The 22,294-nt window shown below is 71.4% G+C and carries 17 protein-coding genes; 13 read left to right on the plus strand and 4 right to left on the minus strand.

Annotated features, from left to right (window positions below):
- Positions 1–282 precede the first annotated feature (282 nt).
- Positions 283–2,358, plus strand: a complete 2,076-nt coding sequence (locus ACR2FV_RS12730) for a M13 family metallopeptidase (protein WP_434016066.1) — start codon at positions 283–285, stop codon at positions 2,356–2,358.
- A gap of 55 nt (positions 2,359–2,413) precedes the next feature.
- Here the strand turns inward: ACR2FV_RS12730 and ACR2FV_RS12735 are convergent, their stop codons facing one another.
- On the minus strand, positions 2,414–4,651 hold the full coding sequence (locus ACR2FV_RS12735) for a helicase-associated domain-containing protein (protein ID WP_434016067.1): 2,238 nt from the start codon (positions 4,649–4,651) through the stop codon (positions 2,414–2,416).
- Positions 4,652–4,898: 247 nt separating this feature from the next.
- On the opposite strand from ACR2FV_RS12735, the gene ACR2FV_RS12740 reads away from it, so the two are divergent.
- Together ACR2FV_RS12740 and menD are read left to right on the plus strand one after the other, a co-directional pair.
- Complete coding sequence (locus ACR2FV_RS12740) at positions 4,899–5,282, plus strand: DUF664 domain-containing protein (protein ID WP_434016068.1); 384 nt, start codon at positions 4,899–4,901, stop codon at positions 5,280–5,282.
- 66 nt (positions 5,283–5,348) lie between these two features.
- Positions 5,349–7,274, plus strand: a complete 1,926-nt coding sequence (menD, locus tag ACR2FV_RS12745; RefSeq protein WP_434016069.1) for a 2-succinyl-5-enolpyruvyl-6-hydroxy-3-cyclohexene-1-carboxylic-acid synthase — start codon at positions 5,349–5,351, stop codon at positions 7,272–7,274.
- 33 nt (positions 7,275–7,307) lie between these two features.
- On the opposite strand, the gene ACR2FV_RS12750 is transcribed toward menD, so the two are convergent.
- Complete coding sequence (locus tag ACR2FV_RS12750) at positions 7,308–8,642, minus strand: GNAT family N-acetyltransferase (RefSeq protein ID WP_434016070.1); 1,335 nt, start codon at positions 8,640–8,642, stop codon at positions 7,308–7,310.
- An 81-nt stretch (positions 8,643–8,723) separates the two neighbouring features.
- Between ACR2FV_RS12750 and ACR2FV_RS12755 the strand changes: the two genes are divergently transcribed.
- The gene (locus ACR2FV_RS12755) at positions 8,724–9,968 is read left to right on the plus strand and encodes an MFS transporter (protein ID WP_434016071.1); all 1,245 of its coding nucleotides are present in this window, start codon (positions 8,724–8,726) and stop codon (positions 9,966–9,968) included.
- Here ACR2FV_RS12755 and ACR2FV_RS12760 read toward each other — a convergent pair.
- Both ACR2FV_RS12760 and ACR2FV_RS12765 read right to left on the minus strand, forming a co-directional pair.
- Complete coding sequence (locus ACR2FV_RS12760; RefSeq protein ID WP_434016072.1) at positions 9,947–10,507, minus strand: GNAT family N-acetyltransferase; 561 nt, start codon at positions 10,505–10,507, stop codon at positions 9,947–9,949. The two genes, ACR2FV_RS12755 and ACR2FV_RS12760, sit on opposite strands and share 22 nt — an antisense overlap.
- A gap of 9 nt (positions 10,508–10,516) precedes the next feature.
- Positions 10,517–11,830: an isochorismate synthase gene (locus ACR2FV_RS12765; RefSeq protein ID WP_434016073.1), complete on the minus strand. Its 1,314-nt coding sequence runs from the start codon at positions 11,828–11,830 to the stop codon at positions 10,517–10,519.
- 84 nt (positions 11,831–11,914) lie between these two features.
- Between ACR2FV_RS12765 and ACR2FV_RS12770 the strand changes: the two genes are divergently transcribed.
- The 9 genes from ACR2FV_RS12770 (at position 11,915) to nuoH (ending at position 22,222) form a co-directional block, all read left to right on the plus strand.
- On the plus strand, positions 11,915–12,607 hold the full coding sequence (locus ACR2FV_RS12770; protein WP_434016074.1) for a demethylmenaquinone methyltransferase: 693 nt from the start codon (positions 11,915–11,917) through the stop codon (positions 12,605–12,607).
- Between the two features lie 240 nt (positions 12,608–12,847).
- Positions 12,848–13,210: an NADH-quinone oxidoreductase subunit A gene (locus ACR2FV_RS12775; RefSeq protein ID WP_434016075.1), complete on the plus strand. Its 363-nt coding sequence runs from the start codon at positions 12,848–12,850 to the stop codon at positions 13,208–13,210.
- Between the two features lie 63 nt (positions 13,211–13,273).
- Positions 13,274–13,828 carry a NuoB/complex I 20 kDa subunit family protein gene (locus ACR2FV_RS12780; RefSeq protein ID WP_434016076.1) on the plus strand — a complete coding sequence of 185 codons (555 nt, stop codon included), beginning with the start codon at positions 13,274–13,276 and terminating at the stop codon, positions 13,826–13,828.
- A gap of 92 nt (positions 13,829–13,920) precedes the next feature.
- On the plus strand, positions 13,921–14,595 hold the full coding sequence (locus ACR2FV_RS12785) for an NADH-quinone oxidoreductase subunit C (protein WP_434016089.1): 675 nt from the start codon (positions 13,921–13,923) through the stop codon (positions 14,593–14,595).
- Positions 14,595–15,944, plus strand: a complete 1,350-nt coding sequence (locus ACR2FV_RS12790) for an NADH-quinone oxidoreductase subunit D (protein WP_434016077.1) — start codon at positions 14,595–14,597, stop codon at positions 15,942–15,944. The genes ACR2FV_RS12785 and ACR2FV_RS12790 overlap by 1 nt, the downstream gene beginning before the upstream one ends.
- A 17-nt stretch (positions 15,945–15,961) precedes the next feature.
- The gene (gene nuoE / locus ACR2FV_RS12795; RefSeq protein ID WP_434016078.1) at positions 15,962–16,900 is read left to right on the plus strand and encodes an NADH-quinone oxidoreductase subunit NuoE; all 939 of its coding nucleotides are present in this window, start codon (positions 15,962–15,964) and stop codon (positions 16,898–16,900) included.
- The gene (nuoF, locus tag ACR2FV_RS12800) at positions 16,897–18,210 is read left to right on the plus strand and encodes an NADH-quinone oxidoreductase subunit NuoF (protein ID WP_434016079.1); all 1,314 of its coding nucleotides are present in this window, start codon (positions 16,897–16,899) and stop codon (positions 18,208–18,210) included. Before nuoE ends, nuoF begins: the two co-directional genes overlap by 4 nt.
- Entirely contained in the window at positions 18,207–20,813 is a 2,607-nt protein-coding gene (locus tag ACR2FV_RS12805; protein ID WP_434016080.1) for an NADH-quinone oxidoreductase subunit G, read from the plus strand. The genes nuoF and ACR2FV_RS12805 overlap by 4 nt, the downstream gene beginning before the upstream one ends.
- On the plus strand, positions 20,810–22,222 hold the full coding sequence (gene nuoH, locus ACR2FV_RS12810; protein ID WP_434016081.1) for an NADH-quinone oxidoreductase subunit NuoH: 1,413 nt from the start codon (positions 20,810–20,812) through the stop codon (positions 22,220–22,222). The genes ACR2FV_RS12805 and nuoH overlap by 4 nt, the downstream gene beginning before the upstream one ends.
- The last annotated feature ends 72 nt before the right edge of the window (positions 22,223–22,294 follow it).

The following is a 22,294-nucleotide window of genomic DNA, read 5'->3' on the forward strand; positions in this document are numbered from 1 at the left end:
CATCCTCAACCTCGCCCTGCTCTGCGGGCGACACCACACCATCGTGCACACCAAAGACCTGAGAGCGACCGTCGATGCCACCGGCGTCACCTGGCACCTATGACCACCCCGCCCCCGCCCGACCCCCCAAAGTGGCCGGGCGCACAGGCGCGTCCGCAGACGTCGCGCAGGCGGGCAGCGGCTGCCCGTCACCGACGGAAGGCCGCGGCTGCCCTACCGGGCGGAGCATGACGGCGGCAACAGCATGCGGGGTCAGGATGGTGACGGCATACGGTGGTTGCCATGAGTTCTGGCATTGACCGCACCCACATGGACACCTCCGTCCGCCCGCAGGACGACTTGTTCGGCTACGTCAACGGGCGGTGGCTCTCCACCGCCAAGATCCCGGGGGATCGCGGTCGCTACGGCGCCTTCGACATGCTGCGCGAGGAGGCCGAGGAGGCTGCGCGCGAGCTCATTGAGGGCGCCGCCGACCAGCCGCCCGCGGCGGAGGGTTCGGGGAGCGCGCAGCCGTCCGGCGCCGATGAGCCGGCTCCCACCGAAGCAGCCAAGGTGGGCGCGCTGTATGCGAGCTTCATGGACACGGAGCGGATCAACGAGCTGGGCGCCTCCCCCCTGGACCAGGACCTGCGGGCGATCGCGGCGGTGACGGACACCTCCGGTGTGGCGCGCACCTCAGCGCGGCTGCAGCGACACGGGGTCGACGGGCTGGCTCATCTGTGGGTGACCGCCGACGCGGGCAGCCCGCAGGACTACATCCTGTATCTGCACCAAGGCGGCATCGGTCTGCCCGACGAGGCGTACTACCGAGCGGAGGAGCATGCCGAGGTGCGCCACCAGTACCGCCGCTACCTGGACCGGCTCCTGGAGCTGGCAGCCCCGGCGCTCGAGGCGGCCGGGCTGCAGCTGGGCGAGGAGGTCGGTCAGCAGGTCTTGGCCATCGAGGCGCGGATCGCCGAGGCGCACTGGGACCGGGTGGCCACTCGGGACGCGGTGAAGTCCTACAACCGGCTCTCCGGGCAGGAGCTGCGCGCGCAGACTCCCGGTTGGGACTGGGACGCCTGGGCCGAGGGCCTCGGGGTGCCCGGGCGGGCACTGGAGCACGTCGTGGCGCGCCAGCCTGACGTCCTCGGCGCCATCGCGACGGCCTTGACAGAGCTCACCGTGCCGCAGTGGCGTGCCTATCTCACGGTGCGCCTGTTGGACTCCTGCGCCCCCTACCTCAGTGACGACTTCGTCGAGGCACACTTCGACTTCCACGGGCGAACCCTCAGCGGCACACCCGAGCTGCGGGCCCGGTGGAAGCGCGGCGTCGGCCTGGTCGAGATGCTGCTCGGCGAGGCCGTGGGTCAGCTCTACGTCGCTGCTCACTACCCACCCGAGGCCAAGCAGCGGATGGAGGCCCTGGTGGCCAACATCGTCGAGGCGTTCCGGCGGCGGATCGGCGAGCTGGAGTGGATGGGAGAGCAGACCCAGGGCCGGGCACTGGGCAAGCTCGCGACCTTCCACCCCAAGATCGGGCACCCGGTCAAATGGCGCGACTACACGGCAATGCAGGTCGACGCGACGGACCTGGTCGGCAACATGCGTCGCGGCTATGCCATGGAGACCGATCGCGAGCTGGCCAAGGTGGGCCAGCCGATCGACCGGGACGAGTGGCTGATGACCCCGCAGACCGTCAACGCCTACTACCACCCGATGCTCAACGAGATCGTCTTCCCGGCCGCCATTCTGCAGCCGCCGTTCTTCTCCGTGGACGCCGGCGAAGCGGTCAACTACGGCGGTATCGGCGCGGTCATCGCCCACGAGATCGGGCACGGGTTCGACGACCAGGGTTCGCGGTATGCCGAGGACGGCTCGCTGAGCGACTGGTGGACCGAGCAGGACCGGGCGGCCTTCGATGCCCGGTCGCAGGCGCTGGTCGAGCAGTTCGACGCGCTGGGCCCCCGCGAGGTGCCCGGCCAGCGCGTCAACGGCGGCCTGACCGTCGGGGAGAACATCGGCGACTTGTGCGGACTGGAGATGGCTCTGTCTGCCTACCGCATCGCCCGCGAGGATCCGGACGAGCAGGAGGCCTCGAGGTCGGGGGCGGTGCGGGCAGCGCACGACGACCCTCAGGCCGACGGTGTGGATGAGCCCTGGACGGCAGACCAGCAGTTCTTCCTGGGCTGGAGTCAGGTATGGCGAGGCAAGGCGCGGGTGGAGGAGGCGCGACGGCTGCTGTCGGTGGACCCGCACAGCCCGCCCGATCTGCGCGGCAACACGGTGCGCAACGTCGATGCCTTCCACGAGGCGTTCGGCACCGGCGAGGGCGACGGGCTGTGGCTTGCGCCGCAGGACCGCGTGCGCATCTTCTAGACCGACGCGTCCGAGGGGTCCGCACCGATCAGTCCGCGGGCCTGACGTCAGAGATTCAGTCCGCGGGCCGGACGCCGGAGATCCGGTGCAGCAGCAGCGTCCGAGGGGCGTCACTGGTGCCGATGGTGCCCACGACGCGGCCCCCCTCCACGAGCTGGGGTCGGAACAGGTGCCGCTGCACTCCGCCCACGGCGTCGGCATAGCCGATCCAGACGGGGACGCCGTCGGTTGCCGCCTCCCGCAGGACCGACAGCGTCACCACTGGGTCCGTGCTTCGGGGGATCTCGTGCTCGTCGTGCGCGACGCGGGCGAGCTCCCCGTGGCGCATCGAGGCGACGAGCTCGCGGGCCACCTGCTCATCGATGCTGCTGATCGCGACGGTCGGGTCGGGTCGCCGCGTCGCCCGGTGCAGTCTCCCGGGGGCGATCGAGATGCCCCCGTCGGCGCCTTCGGCGACCGGACCGTACTGCTGCTCGCGGAGCAGGTCCAGCGCTGTGCTTGCCGGCACGGGGCTGATCAGCACCGTCGGCGCGATGCGGCGCAGCTGCAGCAGCGACAGGGCGCGGTCGGCCTCGACGCGGTCCAGCAGGGCGGCGTCGTCGCAGCGCAGGTAGGCCGTGCAGGAGCCCACTCGGACCACCCCGTGCCGGCGGGCCACGTCACGGACCAGGTAGGCCAGCGGCTGGGGGATCGGCGTGCGGCTGATGCCGGCGATCTCGGACAGCAGCCGGTCGGCGGACCACCCGGTGTCCAGGGCCCGGCGGATCGTCTGCTCGGTGATCCGGTGCACCGTCGCCCCGCCTCGGGACTCGACGTCCCCGACCAGGCGCATCACCGCCCGCGTCGGTCCGTCCAACCGGCCGGGTGCCACAGCAGTCAGGTCGGCCTGGAGCAGCACGTGGTCGACCGCCGGGGGGATGTGCGGCGACATCAGCTCTGCCGCGGGGTCCGTGCCGGTGGACAGGAGCTGGCGCCCCGGCCCACTCAGGGCGCCGCGACCCAACACCCCCGCCCACTCCGCCTCGCGGAGCACCACGTCGACACCGGTGCCTGCCCCGGTGGCAGATGCGCGCGCCATCCGGAGCGGGTGGTGCCACCGGACCAGATCACGCAGCTCGTCCTCGCCGGGCGCGGCGCCGTTCGGCAGCGTGGCCAGGGCAGCCAGCACGTCCCGTCGCCGCTGACGACCGGCCGGCCAGGAGGTCTGCACGCTGAGCGCGTTGACCCGGCCGGAGTCCGACACCCCGATGAGGGAGGAGGCGGAGGTGGTGGTCAGCCACGCCTGCGCGAGCTGCGCCCACCGGGTATGGGGTGGCCGGTCCAGCCAGTCGTCCGCCTCACCGGTCGGCATCCAGGTCGCGTCCTCGGTGTCGTCCCGTGCCAGCAGGCGGGCCGCGTGCAGGACCTCCACCAGCCACCCCGTCTCCGCCGCTCCGATCTCCAGACGCGAGGACAGTCGGGTCAGGTCGCGCACGGCGACACCGCCGCTGCGCAACACCCTGGGTGGATCGGCGCCCCAGAGGTCGATGATCTCGGCACCGAGCACCAGCAGCTCAGCCGCCCGCCCACCGGCCGTGGCGTCCACCACCCCGGGATCGATGGTCGGCCCCGCGGCGGCCGGCGGCCGGATCGCCGGCTCGCGGTGCAGCACGCCGTCGCGCAGGGCCAGGGCCACCTGCCGCGGCAGGAGCACATGCGACTCGTCCAGCCGGTGCAGCAGACCCTGCTCGATGAGGTCGCGCGCAGCCGCGCCCACTGCGGTGTCACCCGCGCTGGTCGCCTCCGAGAGCACCCCGGTGGCCGGACCCCAGGTGAGGGCGTCGAGGATGGCCCTGCCGCTGTGGTCCACCCGCGACAGTCGCCGCTCCAGCACATCTGCGGAAGCCAGGCCCGGCGACGGTGGTCCGAGACCAGCGGGATCGCCGATCACGTCGGCCACGGCGCGGGGTACCTGCAGGCCTTCGCTGCCCTCCCACACGAGCGCCTCGGTGCGCAGGTCGGCCACCAGGTCTGCCGCCGCCCGCGACCGCGCCGGCTGACCAAGCAGGCGGGCGATCTGCGAGGCCCGCGCGGGTCCGGCGACGACGACGGCCTCCAGGGCATGGACGTGCGCGAGGTCCAGACCGTCCAGGGCCCGCTGGATGCTGGCGCGGGTCGTGGCCCGGGCAGCCAGCGCGGTGACGTCGACCGGAGCCGGCCGCGCCAGGTCCGGACGGCTGTGCAGCAGGGTCGCGAGGTCGTCGTCGCTGCGTCCGCGCAGGTCCTCGGCCAGCGAGCGGGCGGATGTCGGCACCGTCCTACGGTAGTCGGCGCCGAGAGGCCATGCTGTCGACGACCCGCCATGGGCAGGGTCATCCGGATCAGCCGCGACGGGGAACTGCGCCGAGCCGGACGGGCAGAGCAGCACGGCGGCAGCGGATATGGCAGGCAGCGGATGTCGCGGGCAGTGGGTATGGCGGGCAGCGGTATCGGGGGCAGCGGATTTCTCGGGCAGCCACTAACCGGTGGTGCCCAAAGGTCCCCGGTGGCAGGGTCGAGCCATGGACGCAGCGCGGACGGACCCGGTGTTGGTGGCCGGGCAGGCCGACGAGATGACCCAGCTGACGGCATACCTGCACCGGCAGCGGGTGGCCGGCGAGCCGCCCCCCGAGCCGTGGGCGAGCGCGCCCTGGGAGCAGGACTGGGAGTGGCACCAGGCGGCGACCTGGGAGCAGGAAGAGGTCTGGGAGCTATACGAGGTTGCTGTCGCACGGGCAGAGGCCGTCCTGGCCGGACGGAGGGCCGACCAGCCGGCCGCCACGACGATGCGGGCCGGAAGCCCGATGAACCTGCGGTGGGTGCTGCTGCACCTGATCGAGGAGTACGCCCGGCACCTGGGCCACGCGGACCTGATCCGCGAGTCGATCGACGGGCAGACCGGCTGACCTCGTCCGGGGGTCCGCTCGGTGCGGGTCGCGCTCACCGCTGCGCCGGGTGGCAGGATCGGCCGGGTGAACCCCTCGACCGCGCTGGCCACGGTGCTGATCGATGAGTGGGTGCGCTGCGGGGTGCGTGAGGTCGTGCTGTGTCCCGGCTCACGGTCGGCGCCGCTGGCGTATGCCGTGCAGCAGGCCGAGCGGGAGGGGCGGCTCCGGCTGCATGTGCGCGTGGACGAGCGAAGTGCGGGCTTCCTGGCGCTGGGGCTGGCCAAGGTATCCCGGCGACCCGCGGTGGTCCTGACCACCTCCGGGACGGCAGTGGCCAACCTGCACCCCGCGGTCCTGGAGGCCCACCACGGCTACGTCCCCCTCGTGGTGCTCACGGCTGACCGGCCGGGTGAGCTGCGTGGCACCGGTGCCAACCAGACCACTGTGCAACCGGGGCTCTTCGCCGGTGCCGTGCGCTGGGAGCACGACCTGCTGGCTCCGGACCGGGCGGGCGGCGCGTCGGGGCGGGCCGCCGAGCTTCTGGCGCAGGGAGCGGCCTGGCGCTCGGCGGTATGCCGGGGCTGGGCCGCCGCGAGCGGCTGGCAGGGGGACCCCGGTCCGGTGCACCTCAACGTGGCCTTCCGCGACCCCCTTGCGCCGGATCTTCGCGGCCAGGGCGGTCCGGGCTCCACCTCCTCGACACCCGCTGGGGGCAGGGGGGCAAGTGTCGACGACGTTCCGCAGCTGCAGGGCCGCCCCGGTGCTCGGCCATGGGTCGAGCTGGCGGGTCTGCACCGGCGACTCCGCGCTGCCCCGGGTGCGGGGGCAGCGCACGAGGGTGAGGTGGTGCGCGCGGGTGCCCCGGGTGCGGGGGCAGTGCGGAGTGCGCGCGAGACGACACTGAGTCTGCTGGTGCTGGGTGATCTGCCCGACCCGGCCGATGCCCAGAAGGTGCTCGACGTCGCCGCTCACCGGGGGTGGCCGGTCATCGCCGAGCCGTTCGGGACCAGCGACCGCCGCGGCGTCCTGCCGCACGGGCCGCTGCTGCTGAGCGACCGGGAGCTCCTGGCCCGGCACCTGCCACGACGCGTGGTGACCGTCGGGCGGCTCACGCTCAGCCGGGAGGTCTCGGCGCTGCTCGGGCACCCTGAGATCGAGGTGGAGCACGTCAGCGCGGTGGCTCGATGGACCGATCCGGGTCACGTGGTGAGCCGGGTGCACCGACTGGACGACTGGCTCACCACGACGGGTGCCGTCGGCGACGTTGACGACAGCACCCAGGAGAACAGTAGCGACGCCGGTGACGACCCCACTGAGGCGGCCGGCTACGATGTCGTCGCGGCCTGGCGGGTCGCGGGTGCTCGTCTCGCGGATCGGCTGGCTGTAGCTCAGGCCCTCGGGAGCGACTCGGCGCCCACCGGACAGGGCGTCGCGGTCGCCGTGGAGAGGAGCATTGCGGAGGGGGACACGCTGGTGCTCGGCTCCTCCAACCCGCCGCGGGACCTGGACCTGGCCGGCGACGGCGCATCCCGCGGGCGACGCACCGTTGTCGGCAACCGAGGTCTGGCCGGCATCGACGGGATGGTCTCGACCGCGATCGGCGCCGCGCTCGCCGCCCCTGCCGGGAGCCGCACGGTCGCGTTGCTGGGGGACCTGACCTTCCTGCACGACAGCAACGGCCTGTTGATCGGCCCGGACGAGCCACGGCCGGACCTGACCATCGTGGTCGTCAACGACGATGGCGGCGGTATCTTCGCCACACTCGAGCACGGTGCGCCCGAGCGAGCCGATGACTTTGAGCGCGTCTTCGGCACCCCCACCCGAGCCGGTCTCGCGCAGATCTGCGCAGGCCACGGTGTGCCGCACCAGCAGGTGGGTAGCCTGCCGGCCCTGTTCGACGCCCTGGCGCAGGACGAGCCGGGCATCCGGGTGCTGGAGGTGCCGGTCGAGCGCGGCCGGCACCGGGAGCTGCGAGACCGGCTCCGGCGCACAGCGGCCGGAGACCCCTGAGGGGCGCAGAAGCCGATTGCGCCTGGCGGGGGTTCAGAAGCCGATCGCGCCGAACGGCTCGACGTCGCCGCGCATCGCCCGGGACAGCGTGACGGCGGTCCCGGGGCGGACCTCGGTCACCGCTCCGGCAGCCGCCTGTGCCGCGACCGAGCGCCCACCGGCATATGCCGCGGCCAGCACCTGCACCGGCAGCACCAGGTCGGCCTCGGCGTCGCTCGGCTCGCACGACCCGATGCCGGCAGCGTCGACGGCGAACCGCCATCGCCCGGCGTTCCACGGACAGAAGTCGTCGGTGACCTCCAGCACCAGGTCCACCTCGCTCGCATAGCCGCGCTCGGCAAGGGCGCGGGGCAGGTCGACCAGGCGCAGCCACAGGCCGTCGGTGACCGTGCACGCGGCGGTGCGCGGGCCACCCGCCCACCACACCAACGGATCCTCGGTGCTCCGGCCGCGGATCTTCACCTTGCCGATGAGGTCCATGTCCAGCAGGCGCAGGGCCAGCGCCGCCAGCACGACCGGGTCGGCGGCAGCCACCTCGACCACGTCGAGCTTGCCCTGCGGGTTGCTGCGGTCGTCCCAGTCGGAGGTCCGGCGCAGGACGGCATACCCGGCCGGTCCGGCAGCGTCCTGAGCCAGCAACATCTGGCGCGGCTCCTTGGTGCCGCGGGCCTTGGGCACGTCCCGGTAGTAGACGCGTCCCAGCTCCTCGGTGCGGGTGACGCTGCCGAGAGTGGCCGAGGTCGCGCTCTGGTGGACGGTATGCCGCACCGCGGCGGCCTCGTCGCTCGCCGCCGGGACGAGGTGGGTGCTCACCTCGGCCGCGCCCTCACGGATGGCGGGCGGGATCGTCAGCTCGGCGCCCCGGCCCAGCTCCAGCGTCACCTCGAGGGCGGAGGCGGCATACCCGTAGCGGCCGTAGATGCCGACCTCGGCGGCCCACAGGCCCGCGACCGCCGCGCGGCCGGTGTCGTGCAGGCCGTGCAGGTGGTCGGTCATCATCGAGCGCAGGATCCCGCGGCGGCGGTGGTCCGGATGCACGCCCACCCAGCTCAACCCGGACAGCGGGACCCGGGAGAGCCCGGCACCGGGGCCCGGCACGGTGAGCTGCATGTCAAAGGCACCGTAGAGACCGACCAGGGGTCGCGACTCCCCGGCGGGGGCACCGGGGGGTGGTGACGCATCGACCTCGACACCCTTGCCGGCGGTGTAGTCGAAGCCTTCGACCCACTGCTCGACGCTCATCCCGGGGGTGTGCTCGAACCAGACCGTCTCCTCGAAGGTCTTGATCCGCCCGGCATCGGCACTCGAGAGCTCGACCAGTCGGGGCGCCGCTGCGGGCGTGGTCGGCGGTTCGGTGTGATCGTCCATGACCTCAGCCTGGCTCACCGGACCGCCTCGACGCCACTGGGTTTGGCGCAGGTGTGGGAGCCTCTCGTACCCTGGTCGATCGTGTCCCCACCCCCTGAGAACACCGACTCCCGCCAGGGGTCCGTGCTCGCCGTTCTGCTGGTTTTCGCGGTCAACGGCTTCGCGATGGCGCAGGCCCTCGCGCGGATGCCGGCGGTCCGTGACGCGGTGGGGGCAAGCACGGGCGAGCTCGGGCTGGCCCTGGTCGGGTCCGGTCTGGGCTCCCTGACCGCGATGCCCTTCACCGCACGACTGGTGGACCGCTTCGGTAGTCGGCGCGTGGTCACCGTGTGCGTCGTGCTCGGCACCGCCGGGTGGGCCGGGTTGGCGTTCGTGCCCAACGTGTGGGTCATGGGCGCGGTGCTGCTCTGTGCCGGCGCGCCGATCGGTGTCTGGGACGTGGCGATGAACATCCAGGGCAGTCACGTCGAGCGACGTCGCGGACGCTCGCTGATGCCCTACTTTCACGGTGCTTTCTCTGCCGGCACCGTGGTGGGGGCCGGGCTGGCTGCCCTGGCCGCCTGGCTGGGCGTGAGTCTGCTGCAGCTGCCGGTGCTCGGGGTGCTCGGCATCGCGGTGGGGCTGTATGCCGTGCGCGCCTTCGTCCCCGAGGACGACGAGGTCCAAGCGGGCGAGGACCAGGAGCCGGTGGCTCGCCGCGGGGTGACCCGGCTGGAGATCCTGATCGGGGTGGTCTGCCTGGGCGGCACCCTTGCGGAGGGAGCCGCCAACGACTGGCTGGCGCTGCTCCTGGTCGACGTGCAGGCAGCGCCGGCCGCCTTCGGGGCGCTGACCCTGATGGCGTTCAACACCACGATGCTGATCGGCCGACTCAGTGGTGGGCCGGCGATCGACCGGTTCGGCCGCGACCGGGTGGCCAGGGCCGGCGGGGTGCTGGCGATCATCGGCATCCTGCTGGCCAGTCAGCAGGGGCTGCTGGGACTCGCGCTCCTCGGCGCTCTGATCTGGGGGCTCGGGGTCTCCACCATCTTCCCGGCAGCCGTCTCGGCCGCCGGAGAGATCCCGGGCCGTGGCAACCGCTCGATCGCCACGGTCAGCATCATCGCCTACGGCGCGTTCCTGTTCGGAGCGCCCACGATCGGGCTGCTGGCCGAGCTGGTAGGGCTGGACCGGGCGCTGTTCGTGGTCATCCTCGCCCTGGCCCTCATGATCGTGCTGGCCGGCAACCTGCGGGTGAGTTCGGCGCCCGTACGAGCCTCTGGGGCGGGGGACCCGGCCGATGAGCAGGCCGGCCAGGTGGGCGATCAGCGCGACGCGATCCAGTAGCGCAGCTTGTCGGGCACGCCGTCGGCGACGTGGCGGACGTCCTCCAGCACCCCGCCGCACCCCTCGATCACCCGTGCCGACGCGATGTTGTCGTCGTCGCAGGTCACCAGGACCTCGTGCACACCCAGCGTGGCCAGATGCTGCACGCTGCGGGCCAGCATTGCCGTGCCGTGACCACGGCGACGGAAGGCGGGTCGCACGGCATACCCGACGTGACCGCCGATCTCCAGCAGCAAAGGGGTGAGCCGGTGCCGGATGGAGACCCGGCCCACGATCACCGGCCCCGTGGGCAGGGCGAGTTCGGCGACCAGGAAGTCGGCCGGGACCCGGTCGGCCGGCAGGTCGGTCCCGCGCGCCTGGCGCTCGAAGCCGGCCAGCTGCTCGCGCCACGGCCGGTGGGGCTCGAAGAGCAAGCCGAAGCCCTCGCCGGCCAGCTCGGCATGGGCGGTCCGCAGCGCAGCCTCGTCCTCCGCCGTGGGCGCGCGCAGCCTCAGCGGTGCCGGACCGGGCCCGGGGGGCGGCGAATCGGTGGTCGGCACGGCAGCGCCCTAGCAGTCGAGGGCGTAGCGCATCGCGGCCAGCTTGACCTCGGTCTCGGCCAGCTCGGCGTCCGGGTCGGAGGCGGCGACGATGCCTCCCCCGGCGAACAGTCGCATTTGGCGTCCGTCCTCGCACAGCTTGCCGCAGCGCAGCGCGATGCCCCAGTCACCCTCGCCGGTCGCGTCGACCCACCCGACAGGTCCGGCGTAGCGCCCGCGATCCATCCCCTCGAGCTCGGCGATCACGTCGGCGGCGGCCTGGGCCGGGGTGCCGCACACCGCGGCCGAGGGGTGCAGGGCCGCGGCCAGGCGCAGCGCGGTGGCGCCGTCCACCGCGACACCCGTGAGATCGCTGGCCAGGTGATAGACGTCGGGCAGCTCCAGCACGAACGGCTCGGCAGGCACCTCCAGCTCGCGACAGTGCCGGGCCAGGGCCTCGGCGACCGAGCGCACGGCATACGCGTGCTCCTCGAGGTCCTTGTCGCTGGAGATCAGCCGCAGTCGCGGATCGCCGCGGTGCGAGGTGTCCAGGTCGGGGTGGGTCTCGGTCACCAGCGGCGTCGGGCCGCGGTCCCGGCGGACCGTGCCCGCAAGGACCCGCGAGCGGACCGTTCCCTCCACCAGCCGCACCAGCATCTCCGGTGTCGCCCCGACCAGACCGTCGACCGCGAACGTCCAGGTGGCGGCATACCGCGCCGCCAGACGCCGCAGCACCCGGTGGACGTCGATCGGGCCGGTCGACTCGGCCACCACGTCGCGCGCCAGGACCACCTTGTCCAGGTCGCCGGACTCGATCCGCTCGACCGCGCTCGCGATCACCCGGGGCCAGTCGGCGGACGAGACCGAGCCGGCGATCTCGGTGATCGGCCACGCACCCGGTACGGACTGAGCCCGCGGCGGCCCGGGATCCGGTGCCGGCGCGCCGACCTCGACGATCGTCGTCATCCAGGTACGTCCGTCCCGTCGGCCCATGACCACCTCGGGCACCACCAGCCGACTGGCCTCGGTGGAGGCAGCCGAGAAGGCGAAGGACCCGAAGGCCAGCAGTCCCGTGCCGGGGGCGCTCACCTCGTCGACCACCTCTGCCCGGTCGGCCACCTCGCTCCACCATCGCTCCGCGCTCTCGAAGCGGCCGACGCCATGGGTCAGCTGTGCGGCGACCCGACCCCAGGCGACCAGGCCGTCTCCCTCCCGTAGCCAGGCGCACACCGTGACCGGGTCGACGTCCGCGGGCACCAGATCGAGCAACGAGACCTCGGCCCCCACGCGGTCGGCGACCTCGACGGTGCTCGCCTGCAGCCGAGGCGGGGCGATCACGGTCACAACCCACCACTGTATGGCGCGGCTCGGCGGCGCGCTCCAGTGGGAGGGCGGCTCGGCGGGACGCTGCAGTGGGAGGATGGCAGCATGCAGCGGGCCAGCCTGGACAAGCGACCACAGGACGTCGCGCGGATGTTCGACGACGTCGCCTCCCGTTACGACCTGACCAACGACGTGCTCTCCATGGGGCAGGCCCGGTGGTGGCGGCGTGCCGTCGTCCGCGCCGTCGCAGCCCGGCCGGGGGAGCGGGTGCTCGACATCGCCGCCGGGACCGGGACCAGCAGCGAGCCCTTCGCCGACGCCGAGATCGACGTGGTGCCTGCCGACTTCTCGATCGGCATGTTGAAAGAGGGTCTCCGCCGCCGACCCGACATGGCCTTCACGGCGGCCGACGCGCTGCACCTGCCGTTCGCCGACGGGGTCTTCGACGTCGTGACGATGTCGTTCGGCCTGCGCAACGTGGCCGACGTCGAGGCAGCGCTGAGCGAGCTCCGGCGGGTGGTCACGCCCGGAGGGCGACTGGTGGTCTGCGAGTTCAGCCAGCCGGTATGGCGGCCGTTCCGCACGGTCTACAGCGAGTACCTCATGCAGGCGTTGCCCCGGGTGGCCCGTCGGGTCAGCTCCAACCCCGAGTCCTACGTCTACCTCGCCGAGTCGATCCAGGCGTGGCCCGACCAGGGTCGCCTCGCCACGAGGATCAGAGAGGCCGGATGGAGCGACGTCGGCTGGCGCAACCTGAGCGGTGGCATCGTCGCCCTGCACCACGGCGTGCGGACCTGACCCGGCACACTCCCCGGTGGGGAGGTGGGGCTGGTGCCACGGCATACCGCCCGTGGTCCCGAGCGGGGGTGCCGTAGACTCTGCGGAGATAGTGAAAGGCTTCACAAGCCGAGCGACGTGTCGTGGCTGCCCCTGTCACCCACGACCGACCCGACCACCCCTAGGATTGGGCCAACGTCGGGCCGCTTGACGCCACGGCACCCTAGCGATCCACCGGCACAGATTGGAGGATGGGCCACCATGGACAGCCCGTACCTGCCGCTGTTGATCTTCTTCGTGCTCGGGGTGAGTTTCGCCGGGGGGTCCATGCTGGGCGGCACCGTGCTGGGACGCAAGACCTACAACCGGGCCAAGTCCGAAGCCTACGAGTGCGGCATCCAGCCCACGCCCCAAGCCGTCGACGGCGGCCGGATCCCGGTGAAGTTCTATCTGACCGCCATGCTCTTCATCGTCTTCGACGTGGAGGTGCTCTTCCTTTACCCGTTCGCGGTCGCGTTCGACCAGGTCGGGTTGTTCTCGGTGCTCGCGATGCTGCTGTTCCTCTTCGTCGTCTCGGTGCCGTTCATCTACGAGTGGAGTCGAGGCGGTCTCGAGTGGGACTGAGCGCGCCACCGCCATTGCCGTATGCCGCGCGCTCCGGGCGCCGGGAAGGGAGCCAGGAGAGCTATGGGTCTTGAGGAGAAGCTGCCGTCCGGCATCATCTTGACCAGCGTCGAGGGACTGGTCGGGCAGATGCAGTCCAAGTCCGTCTGGCCGGCCACGTTCGGTCTGGCGTGCTGCGCCATCGAGATGATGGCCGTCGGCACCCCCGACTACGACATCGCCCGCTTCGGCATGGAGCGCTTCGCCGCCACCCCGCGACAGGCCGACCTGATGATCGTGGCAGGCCGGGTGAGCCAGAAGATGGCCCCGGTCGTGCGCCAGGTCTACGACCAGATGCCCAACCCGAAGTGGGTGCTCTCGATGGGCGTCTGCGCGAGCTCGGGCGGCATGTTCAACAACTACGCGATCGTGCAGGGCGTGGACCACATCGTGCCGGTCGACGTCTATCTGCCGGGGTGTCCGCCGCGACCGCAGATGCTGATGAACGCCATCCTGGAGCTGCACTCGCAGATCCAGAACAGCAAGTTCGGCGTGGACCGGGTCAAGGCCCAGCGGGCGGTCGAGGCCGCGGCGCTGAGGGAGACGCCGACGCACCAGATGAAGGGTCTGCTCGCGTGAGTGAGGACTCGGCGAACGGCGACGGCGTCGCCGGGCGCGAGGAGCCCGAGGGCTCGGAGCAGACCCAGCGCGAAGGGGCCGAGATCCCCGCCATGGTCGAGGAGGACCGCGCCCCCCGTGTCGTGGCGCACCGGGAGGGCATGTTCGGCTCCTCCCTGGGCAGCGACACCACCGGCTACGGCGGCCTGCGGCGGCCTGTGCTGTTCCCCCCCGCGGCACAGCGGCCCTATGGCGGCTACTTCGACGAGGTGAGCGACCACCTCGAGCGGGTGCTGGGCACGGCATACGGCGAGTCGGTTCTCCGGGTGGTCGTCGACCGGGGCGAGCTGACCCTGCACGTGCACCGGGAGCACCTGCCTGCCGTAGCCACCGCGCTGCGCGACGACGCCGCACTGAGGTTCGAGATGTGCACCGGCGTGTCCGGGGTGCACTTCCCGCAGGAGAACGGCGCCGAGCTGCACGCGGTCTATCACTTCCAGTCCATCACCCACGGCATGCGCCGGGTCCGGGTCGAGGTCTCCTGCCCGGACGACGACCCGCGCATCCCCTCGATCGTCCAGGTGTATCCCGCGGTCGACTGGCACGAGCGCGAGACCTTCGACATGTTCGGGGTCGTCTTCGAGGGCCACCCCGGCTTGACCCGCATCCTGATGCCGGACGACTGGCCGGGCCACCCGCAGCGCAAGGACTATCCCCTCGGCGGCATCCCGGTGGAATACAAGGGCGCTACCATCCCGGCCCCAGACCAGCGGAGGAACTACCACTGATGGCTACCCAGGCGCAGACCGAGACCCAGGACCTCTACGGCGACGACACTGACTCCGGCGCCACCTTCACCGCGTCCGGGGGTGACTGGGACCAGGTCGCCGAGGACATCGCCAACGTCGGCGAGGAGCGGATCGTGGTCAACATGGGTCCGCAGCACCCGTCCACGCACGGTGTGCTGCGGCTGATCCTCGAGCTCGACGGGGAGACGGTGCGGGAGGCCCGGGCCGGCATCGGCTACCTGCACACCGGCATCGAGAAGAACATGGAGTACCGCACCTGGACCCAGGGCACCACGTTCTGCACACGGATGGACTACCTGACCCCGATCTTCAATGAGACCGCCTACTGCCTGGCGGTCGAGAAGCTGCTGGGCATCACCGACGACATCCCGCAGCGCGCCACCGAGATCCGGGTGCTGATGATGGAGCTCAACCGGATCGGGTCGCACATGATCGCGCTCGGCACCGGGGGGATGGAGCTGGGGGCCACGACGGTGATGACCGTGTGCTTCCGCGAGCGCGAGCGCACGCTGCGCTTCTTCGAGGCGGTGACCGGGCTGCGGATGAACCACGCCTATGTGCGTCCGGGCGGAGTTGCGCAGGACCTCCCGCCGGGTGGCCTGGAGCTGCTGGAGATGGAGCTGGCCGACCTCAAGGGTGGGTTGGCCCAGGTCGAGAAGCTGCTGCTGGAGAACCCCGTGTTCAAGGGCCGCACCGTCGACGTGGGCTATCTCAACCTGGCGGGTTGCATGGCGCTGGGGATCACCGGGCCCATCCTGCGCTCGGCCGGTCTGCCGCACGACCTGCGCAAGGCCGATCCCTACTGCGGCTACGAGACCTACGACTTCAACGTCGTCACCAGGGACTCGATGGACGCCTACGGCAGAGCCTGCATTCGGATCGAGGAGATGTGGGAGTCGATCAAGATCGCCGAGCAGTGCATTGAGCGGCTGCGGGCCAGCGAGCGCCAGCCGGTGATGGTGGCGGACAAGAAGATCGCCTGGCCGGCGCAGCTCAGTGTGGGCGCCGACGGCCAGGGCAACTCGTTGGACCACATCCGCACGATCATGGGCGAGTCGATGGAGTCGCTGATCCACCACTTCAAGCTGGTGACCGAGGGGTTCCGGGTGCCGCCGGGGCAGGCGTATGCAGAGGTGGAGTCACCCAAGGGGGTTCTCGGCGTGCACGCCGTCTCCGACGGTGGCACCCGGCCCTACCGGGCGCACTTCCGCGACCCGTCCTTCAACAACCTGCAGGCCGCCTCCGTGCTCAGCGAGGGCGGGCTGGTGGCCGACGTCATCGTGGCCGTGGCCTCGATCGACCCCGTGATGGGAGGCGTGGATCGATAATGAGCGGTGACACCCCCGTGAGCAGCGACACGCGCACCCAGCTGGAGCAGGAGACGCACAACACCGGGCCGCTGCACCACCACACCCCGCTGCAGCCCTCCGACGAGCCCTACCCCGACCAGGTGCTGGACCAGCTCAAGGCCGATGCGGCGCTGGTGATCGCCCGCTACCCGCAGCCCCGGTCGGCCCTGCTGCCGCTGCTGCACCTGGTGCAGTCGGTGGACGGCCACATCACCGGCCGGGGGGTCAGCTTCTGCGCCGACCAGCTCGACCTGACCACGGCCGAGGTCAGCGGTGTCGCGACGTTCTACACGCAGTACAAGCGGCACCCCAACGGTCAGTACACGGTAGGGGTCTGCACCAACACGCTGTGCGCCATCATGGGCGGGGACCAGATCTTCGACGAGGTCAGCGAGCACCTCGGCATCGGGCACGACGAGATGACGCCGGACGGGGCGGTCACCCTGGAGCGGGTCGAGTGCAACGCGGCCTGCGACTACGCCCCCGTCGTCATGGTCAACTGGGAGTTCTTCGACGACCAGACCCCGGAGTCGACCAAGGACCTGGTCGACAAGCTCGTGGCCTGCCACGAGGTGGTGCCGACGCGTGGGGCGTCGAGCGTGTGCACGTTCAAGCAGATGTCCCGGGTGCTGGCCGGCTTCACCGACGGTCGTGCCGACGAGGGGGTGGGCGCCGGAGGTCCGTCTCTGGTCGGACTGCAGATCGCCAAGGAGCGCGGCTGGGTGGCCCCGGTCGGCACCCGCTACCCCTACACCGACCGGGCTGCCCCTGGCACCGAGCGGCCGACGGAGTTCGACACCGCGGCCGCCGACGGCAGCACCGAGCCCAAGCCCGGCCAGTACGACTCGGTCGACACCGACACCAACGACCCCGACAAGCTGCCCGGCGGCACGCAGGCCCCGGCCTCCGACGACGGTGAGGAGAAGCGCAGATGAGCACGCAGCTGACCCCGATCATGTCCGCGTTCTGGGACCACCCGCAGTCCTGGACCCTCGCGACCTACGAGCAGCACGACGGCTACCGGGCGCTACGCCAGGCCCTGCAGGGGCCGGCCTCGGACCTGGTGCAGATGGCCAAGGACAGCAGCCTGCGCGGCCGCGGCGGCGCAGGCTTCCCGGCCGGCATGAAGTGGGGCTTCCTTCCGCCGCCCGACGGCGGACCCCGCTACCTGGTGGTCAACGCCGACGAGTCCGAGCCGGGGACCTGCAAGGACACCCCCCTGATGCTGGCGACTCCGCAGTTCCTGATCGAGGGCATGATCATCACCTCCTACGCCATCGACTGCCACCATGCCTTCATCTATCTGCGCGGCGAGGAGCTGCACGTCTACCGCCGGCTGCTCAAGGCCGTCCAAGAGGCCCGGGACGCCGGTTATCTCGGCACCGACATCCTCGGCTCCGGCTTCGACCTGGAGATCACGGTGCACTCCGGCGCCGGGGCCTACATCTGCGGGGAGGAGACGGCGCTGCTGGACTCCCTGGAGGGTCGGCGCGGCCAGCCCCGGCTCAAGCCGCCGTTCCCCGCGGTCGCGGGGCTCTACGCCCGACCGACCGTGGTCAACAACGTCGAGACCATCGCCTCCGTGCCGCCCATCGTGCTGCACGGCTCCGACTGGTTCAGCGGTATAGGCACGGAGAAGTCCACCGGCTTCGGGTTGTTCAGCCTGTCCGGCCATGTGACCCGGCCCGGGCAGTACGAAGCGCCGCTGGGCATCACTCTGCGCGAGCTGTTGGACATGGCCGGCGGCATCCGCGAAGGGCACCAGCTGAAGTTCTGGACCCCCGGCGGCTCGTCCACCCCGATCCTCACCGACGAGCACCAGGACGTGCCGTTGGACTTCGAGTCGATGGTCGAGGCCGGCTCGATGCTGGGCACCCGGGCCCTGCAGATCTTCGACGAGACCACCTCGGTCGTGCGAGCCGTCTCCCGGTGGACCGACTTCTACGCCCACGAGTCCTGCGGCAAGTGCACCCCGTGCCGCGAGGGCACCTTCTGGCTCAAGCAGATCTTGGAGCGCCTGGAGGCCGGGCGCGGCAGCCGGGACGACATCGACAAGCTGGTGGACATCTGCGACAACATCCTGGGACGCTCCTTCTGTGCGCTGGGTGACGGTGCCACCAGTCCGATCACCTCCGCGGTGCAGTACTTCCGGGCGGAGTTCGAGGCCGGGATGCACACGCCGGTGCACGAGTCGTTCCCGCCGCAGCGTTCGACCCTGTTCGCGAAGGAGACCCTCTCCGCATGACCGTCAACACCTCACCCGCAGCGGGCGGCAACGCCGTCGACTCCGGCGACAACGCCGCCGTCCCCCAGGATCCCGACGTCCCGCAGGTGACCCTGACCATCGACGGCGTCGAGGTGAGTGTGCCCGAGGGCACCCTGGTCATCCGGGCGGCCGAGCAGCTCGGCATTCAGATCCCCCGCTTCTGCGACCATCCGCTGCTGGACCCGGTGGGCGCCTGCCGGCAGTGTCTGGTGGACGTCTCGATGCCGGACCGCGAGGGCAACCTCAAGCCGATGCCCAAGCCGCAGGCGTCCTGCACGATGAACGTGGCCAAGGGCATGCAGGTGCAGACCCAGGAGTCCTCAGCCGTGGCGGAGAAGGCGCAGCACGGGGTGATGGAGCTGTTGCTCATCAACCACCCCTTGGACTGCCCGGTCTGCGACAAGGGCGGGGAGTGCCCGCTGCAGAACCAGGCGATGTCCAACGGACGGCCCACCAGCCGGTTCGAGGACGTCAAGCGCACCTTCCCCAAGCCGATCAGCATCTCCTCCCAGGTGCTGCTGGACCGGGAGCGTTGCGTGCTGTGCGCCCGGTGCACCCGATTCTCCGACCAGATCGCCGGCGACCCGTTCATCGCCCTGATCGAGCGCGGTGCCCTGCAGCAGGTGGGCATCTACGAGGAGCAGCCGTTCGAGTCCTACTTCTCGGGCAACACCGTCCAGATCTGCCCCGTCGGCGCGCTGACCGGCTCGGCCTACCGCTTCCGCTCCCGCCCCTTCGACCTGGTCTCCACCAGCAGCATGTGCGAGCACTGCGCCTCCGGCTGCGCCATCCGCACCGACCACCGGCGCGGCGTCGTGCTGCGCCGGATGGCGATGAACGACCCCGAGGTCAACGAGGAGTGGAACTGCGACAAGGGGCGCTGGGCCTTCACCTACGCCGCTGCTCCGGACCGGCTGCGCGACCCGGTGGTGCGGGGCAGCGACGGGGAGTATGCCGTGACGTCCTGGCACGAGGCCGTGGCGGCGGCCGCGGACGGGCTGCGCGAGGGACGCGACGGCGCGGGTGTCGGCGTGCTCGTCGGGGGTCGGGCGACGGTCGAGGACGCCTACGCCTACGCCAAGCTGGCCCGGGTCGCCCTGGGCACCAACGACATCGACTTCCGGGCCCGCCCGCACTCGGTGGAGGAGGCGGACTTCCTGGCGTCGCACGTGGTGGGACGGCGCGACCTGAGCTATCACGACGTGGAGTCCGCGAGCAGTGTGCTGCTGGTCGGGCTGGAGCCGGAGGAGGAGAGCCCGATCCTCTTCCTGCGGCTACGCAAGGGTGTGCGCTCACAGCAGACCCAGGTGTATGCCGTCGCCCCGTTCGCCACGAACGGTCTGGCCAAGCTCTCCGGCACCTTGCTGCCCAGCGTGCCCGGTGCCGAGGCCGAGGTGCTCGCCCGCCTGCGCGAGCGGCAGCAGCCGCAGGCCAGTGCCGAGTCATTCGAGGGGCCGGCCGAGCCGCTGGGCGGGGTCGACCCCATGCAGGCAGCGGCCGCTGCGCTGAGTGACACCTCGGTCATCCTGGTGGGGGAGCGGCTGGCCACCTCGGCCGGTGCACTGTCCGCCGTCATGTCCCTGGCGCAGGCCACCGGTGCCCAGGTGGGCTGGATCCCGCGCCGCGCCGGTGAGCCCGGTGCCCTCGCGGCCGGCGCGCTTCCCGGCCTGCTGCCCGGCGGTCACCCCGTGCTCGACGACACCGCGCGCGGACGGGTCGCGCAGCGGTGGGGCGCGGAGCTGCCGGTCACCACCGGTCGCGACACCACGCAGATCCTCCGGGCCGCAGCGGCCGGGGAGATCTCGACCCTGCTGGTCGGCGGTGTGGACCCCGACGACCTGCCCGACCCGGTGCTGGCCCGCGCCGCGCTGGGGCGTGCGTTCGTGATCTCCCTGGAGATCCGCGAGTCCGCCGTGCACGACTACGCCGACGTGATCCTGCCGGTAGCGCCGCAACAGGAGAAGTCGGGGGCCTACGCCAACTGGGAGGGCCGACTGCGACCCTTCGACCGGGCGATGCACACCAACGCGATGAGCGACCATGCCGTGCTGGACCTGGTGGCCGCCGAGCTGGGTGTGCAGCTCGGTGCTCGCAGCACCACGGCGCTGCGACGCGAGCTCGCCGACCTCGTCTCCTTCGACGGCGCGCCGTCGATGACCGCGGTGGACCCGGTCGACCTGCCCACGCTCGCCGACGGTGAGGCGGTGCTGGCCACCTGGCACCACCTGCTCGACGCCGGCTCGCTGCAGGATGGGGAGCCGTTTCTGGCCGGCACCGCACCGCGCCCGGTGGCCCGGGTCTCCCCGGCCACGGCCGTGCTCGCCGGGGTCCAGGACGGTGCGCAGCTGAGCGTGACACACGGTGCTGGCAGCATCACGCTGCCGCTCGTCGTCACCGAGATGCCCGACCGGGTGGTCTGGCTGCCGACCAACTCGACCGGGTCGGCGGTGCGGCCCGCCCTGGGAGTGGATGCGGGCCAAGCCGTCCGGATCGCGCCCACTCCGAACCCGCCGTCCCCCGCCGCCGGGTCCACCGCGGTCGGCGGGTCGGGACCCCGCGCCAGCACAGGAGGCCAGCGATGAACGCCATGGAGCTCACGGCATACGCGGCACCGATCCTCACCGAGGACTTCCCGGCCGCCGACTTCAGTGACACACCGTGGTGGTTGTCGCTGATCAAGGCGTCCTGGGTGTTCACCTACCTCCTGCTGCAGGTGCTGGTCGTCATCTGGTTCGAGCGCCGCGTCATCGGCCGGATGCAGCAGCGCCCCGGCCCCAACCGGTTCGGTCCGTTCGGGCTGCTGCAGACCCTGGCCGACGGCCTCAAGCTGATGATGAAGGAGGACGTCACCCCCAAGAACGCCGACAAGCTGATGTTCATCCTGGCGCCGTTTATCGTTGGCTCCCTCGCCTTCGTCTCCTTCGCGATCATCCCGCTCGGCGGTGAGGTCGAGGTGTTCGGGCACACCACGCCGCTGCAGCTCACCGACACCCCGGTGGCAACCCTCTTGGTGCTGGCGGTGGCCGGGGTGGGCGCCTACGGCTTCGTGTTGGCCGGCTGGTCCTCCGGGTCGACCTACCCGCTGCTGGGCGGGCTGCGCTCGACGGCCATGGTGATCTCCTACGAGATCGCGATGGCCCTGTCGCTGGTCGCGGTGTTCCTCTACGCGGGCTCCATGTCGACCTCTCAGATCGTGGCGGCACAGTCCAGCCTGTGGTACATCGTGCCGCTGTTCTTCTCCTTCGTCGTCTTCCTGATCACGATGGTCGGCGAGACCAACCGGCTGCCCTTCGACCTCGCCGAGGGCGAGGGCGAGCTCGGCGGCGGCTTCCACACCGAGTACTCCTCGATGAAGTTCGGCATGTTCTTCCTCGGTGAGTACATCAACATGTTCACCGTGTCCGCACTGGCGACCACCCTGTTCCTCGGCGGTTGGATGGCACCTCCCGGCATCGCCGCGATCAACGACGGCATGTTCAACGAGGGCTGGTGGGGACTGCTGTGGTTCACCGCCAAGATGTGGCTGTTCATCTTCTTCTACGTGTGGCTGCGTGGCTCGCTGCCCAGGGTCCGCTACGACCAGTTCATGAAGTTCGGCTGGAAGGTGATGATCCCGGCCGCGCTGGTGTGGGTCATCGCGGTCTCGCTGATCCGGTCCGCCCAGATCGGCTACTTCGGTGAGGGCCGGCTGCCGCTGATCATCACGCTGCTGCTGATCGGTGGCTCGGTCATCGGTGCACTGCTGCTCTGGGACAGCCGGGCCCAAGCCGGCAAGGCTGCCGAGCAGGAGGACCGCAAGCCGCCCGAGGAGGTCGACCCGTTCGCCGACGGCTACCCGGCCCCCCCGCTGCCGGGGCAGCGGTTGATCGAGCCGCGTCCGGCGGTCGGTGCCGCCCAGCCGGTCACGGTCGGCGCCACTCGCGTCGGCGGCCCCACGGACGACGCTGGCGACGACCACACCGACGACACCCCGGAGGACAACCGTGGCTGAGGACGAGACCACCGCCGAGCACGGCGACAACGACCAGCCGTCGGGCGACGGCGGCGCCACGAGTGTGGACCG

The sequence above is a fragment of the Ornithinimicrobium sp. genome (genome assembly GCF_051004135.1).
Classification (GTDB): Bacteria; Actinomycetota; Actinomycetes; order Actinomycetales; family Dermatophilaceae; genus Ornithinicoccus.

Coding starts and splice junctions, on each gene's coding strand:
- ACR2FV_RS12785 (WP_434016089.1), top strand. CDS start 13,921: ATGGTCGAGGAGGACCGCGCCCCCCGTGTCGTGGCGCACCGGGAGGGC.
- ACR2FV_RS12775 (WP_434016075.1), top strand. CDS start 12,848: ATGGACAGCCCGTACCTGCCGCTGTTGATCTTCTTCGTGCTCGGGGTG.
- ACR2FV_RS12790 (WP_434016077.1), top strand. CDS start 14,595: ATGGCTACCCAGGCGCAGACCGAGACCCAGGACCTCTACGGCGACGAC.
- nuoF (WP_434016079.1), top strand. CDS start 16,897: ATGAGCACGCAGCTGACCCCGATCATGTCCGCGTTCTGGGACCACCCG.
- ACR2FV_RS12740 (WP_434016068.1), top strand. CDS start 4,899: ATGGACGCAGCGCGGACGGACCCGGTGTTGGTGGCCGGGCAGGCCGAC.
- ACR2FV_RS12805 (WP_434016080.1), top strand. CDS start 18,207: ATGACCGTCAACACCTCACCCGCAGCGGGCGGCAACGCCGTCGACTCC.
- ACR2FV_RS12750 (WP_434016070.1), bottom strand. CDS start 8,642: ATGGACGATCACACCGAACCGCCGACCACGCCCGCAGCGGCGCCCCGA.
- ACR2FV_RS12730 (WP_434016066.1), top strand. CDS start 283: ATGAGTTCTGGCATTGACCGCACCCACATGGACACCTCCGTCCGCCCG.
- ACR2FV_RS12780 (WP_434016076.1), top strand. CDS start 13,274: ATGGGTCTTGAGGAGAAGCTGCCGTCCGGCATCATCTTGACCAGCGTC.
- nuoH (WP_434016081.1), top strand. CDS start 20,810: ATGAACGCCATGGAGCTCACGGCATACGCGGCACCGATCCTCACCGAG.
- ACR2FV_RS12770 (WP_434016074.1), top strand. CDS start 11,915: ATGCAGCGGGCCAGCCTGGACAAGCGACCACAGGACGTCGCGCGGATG.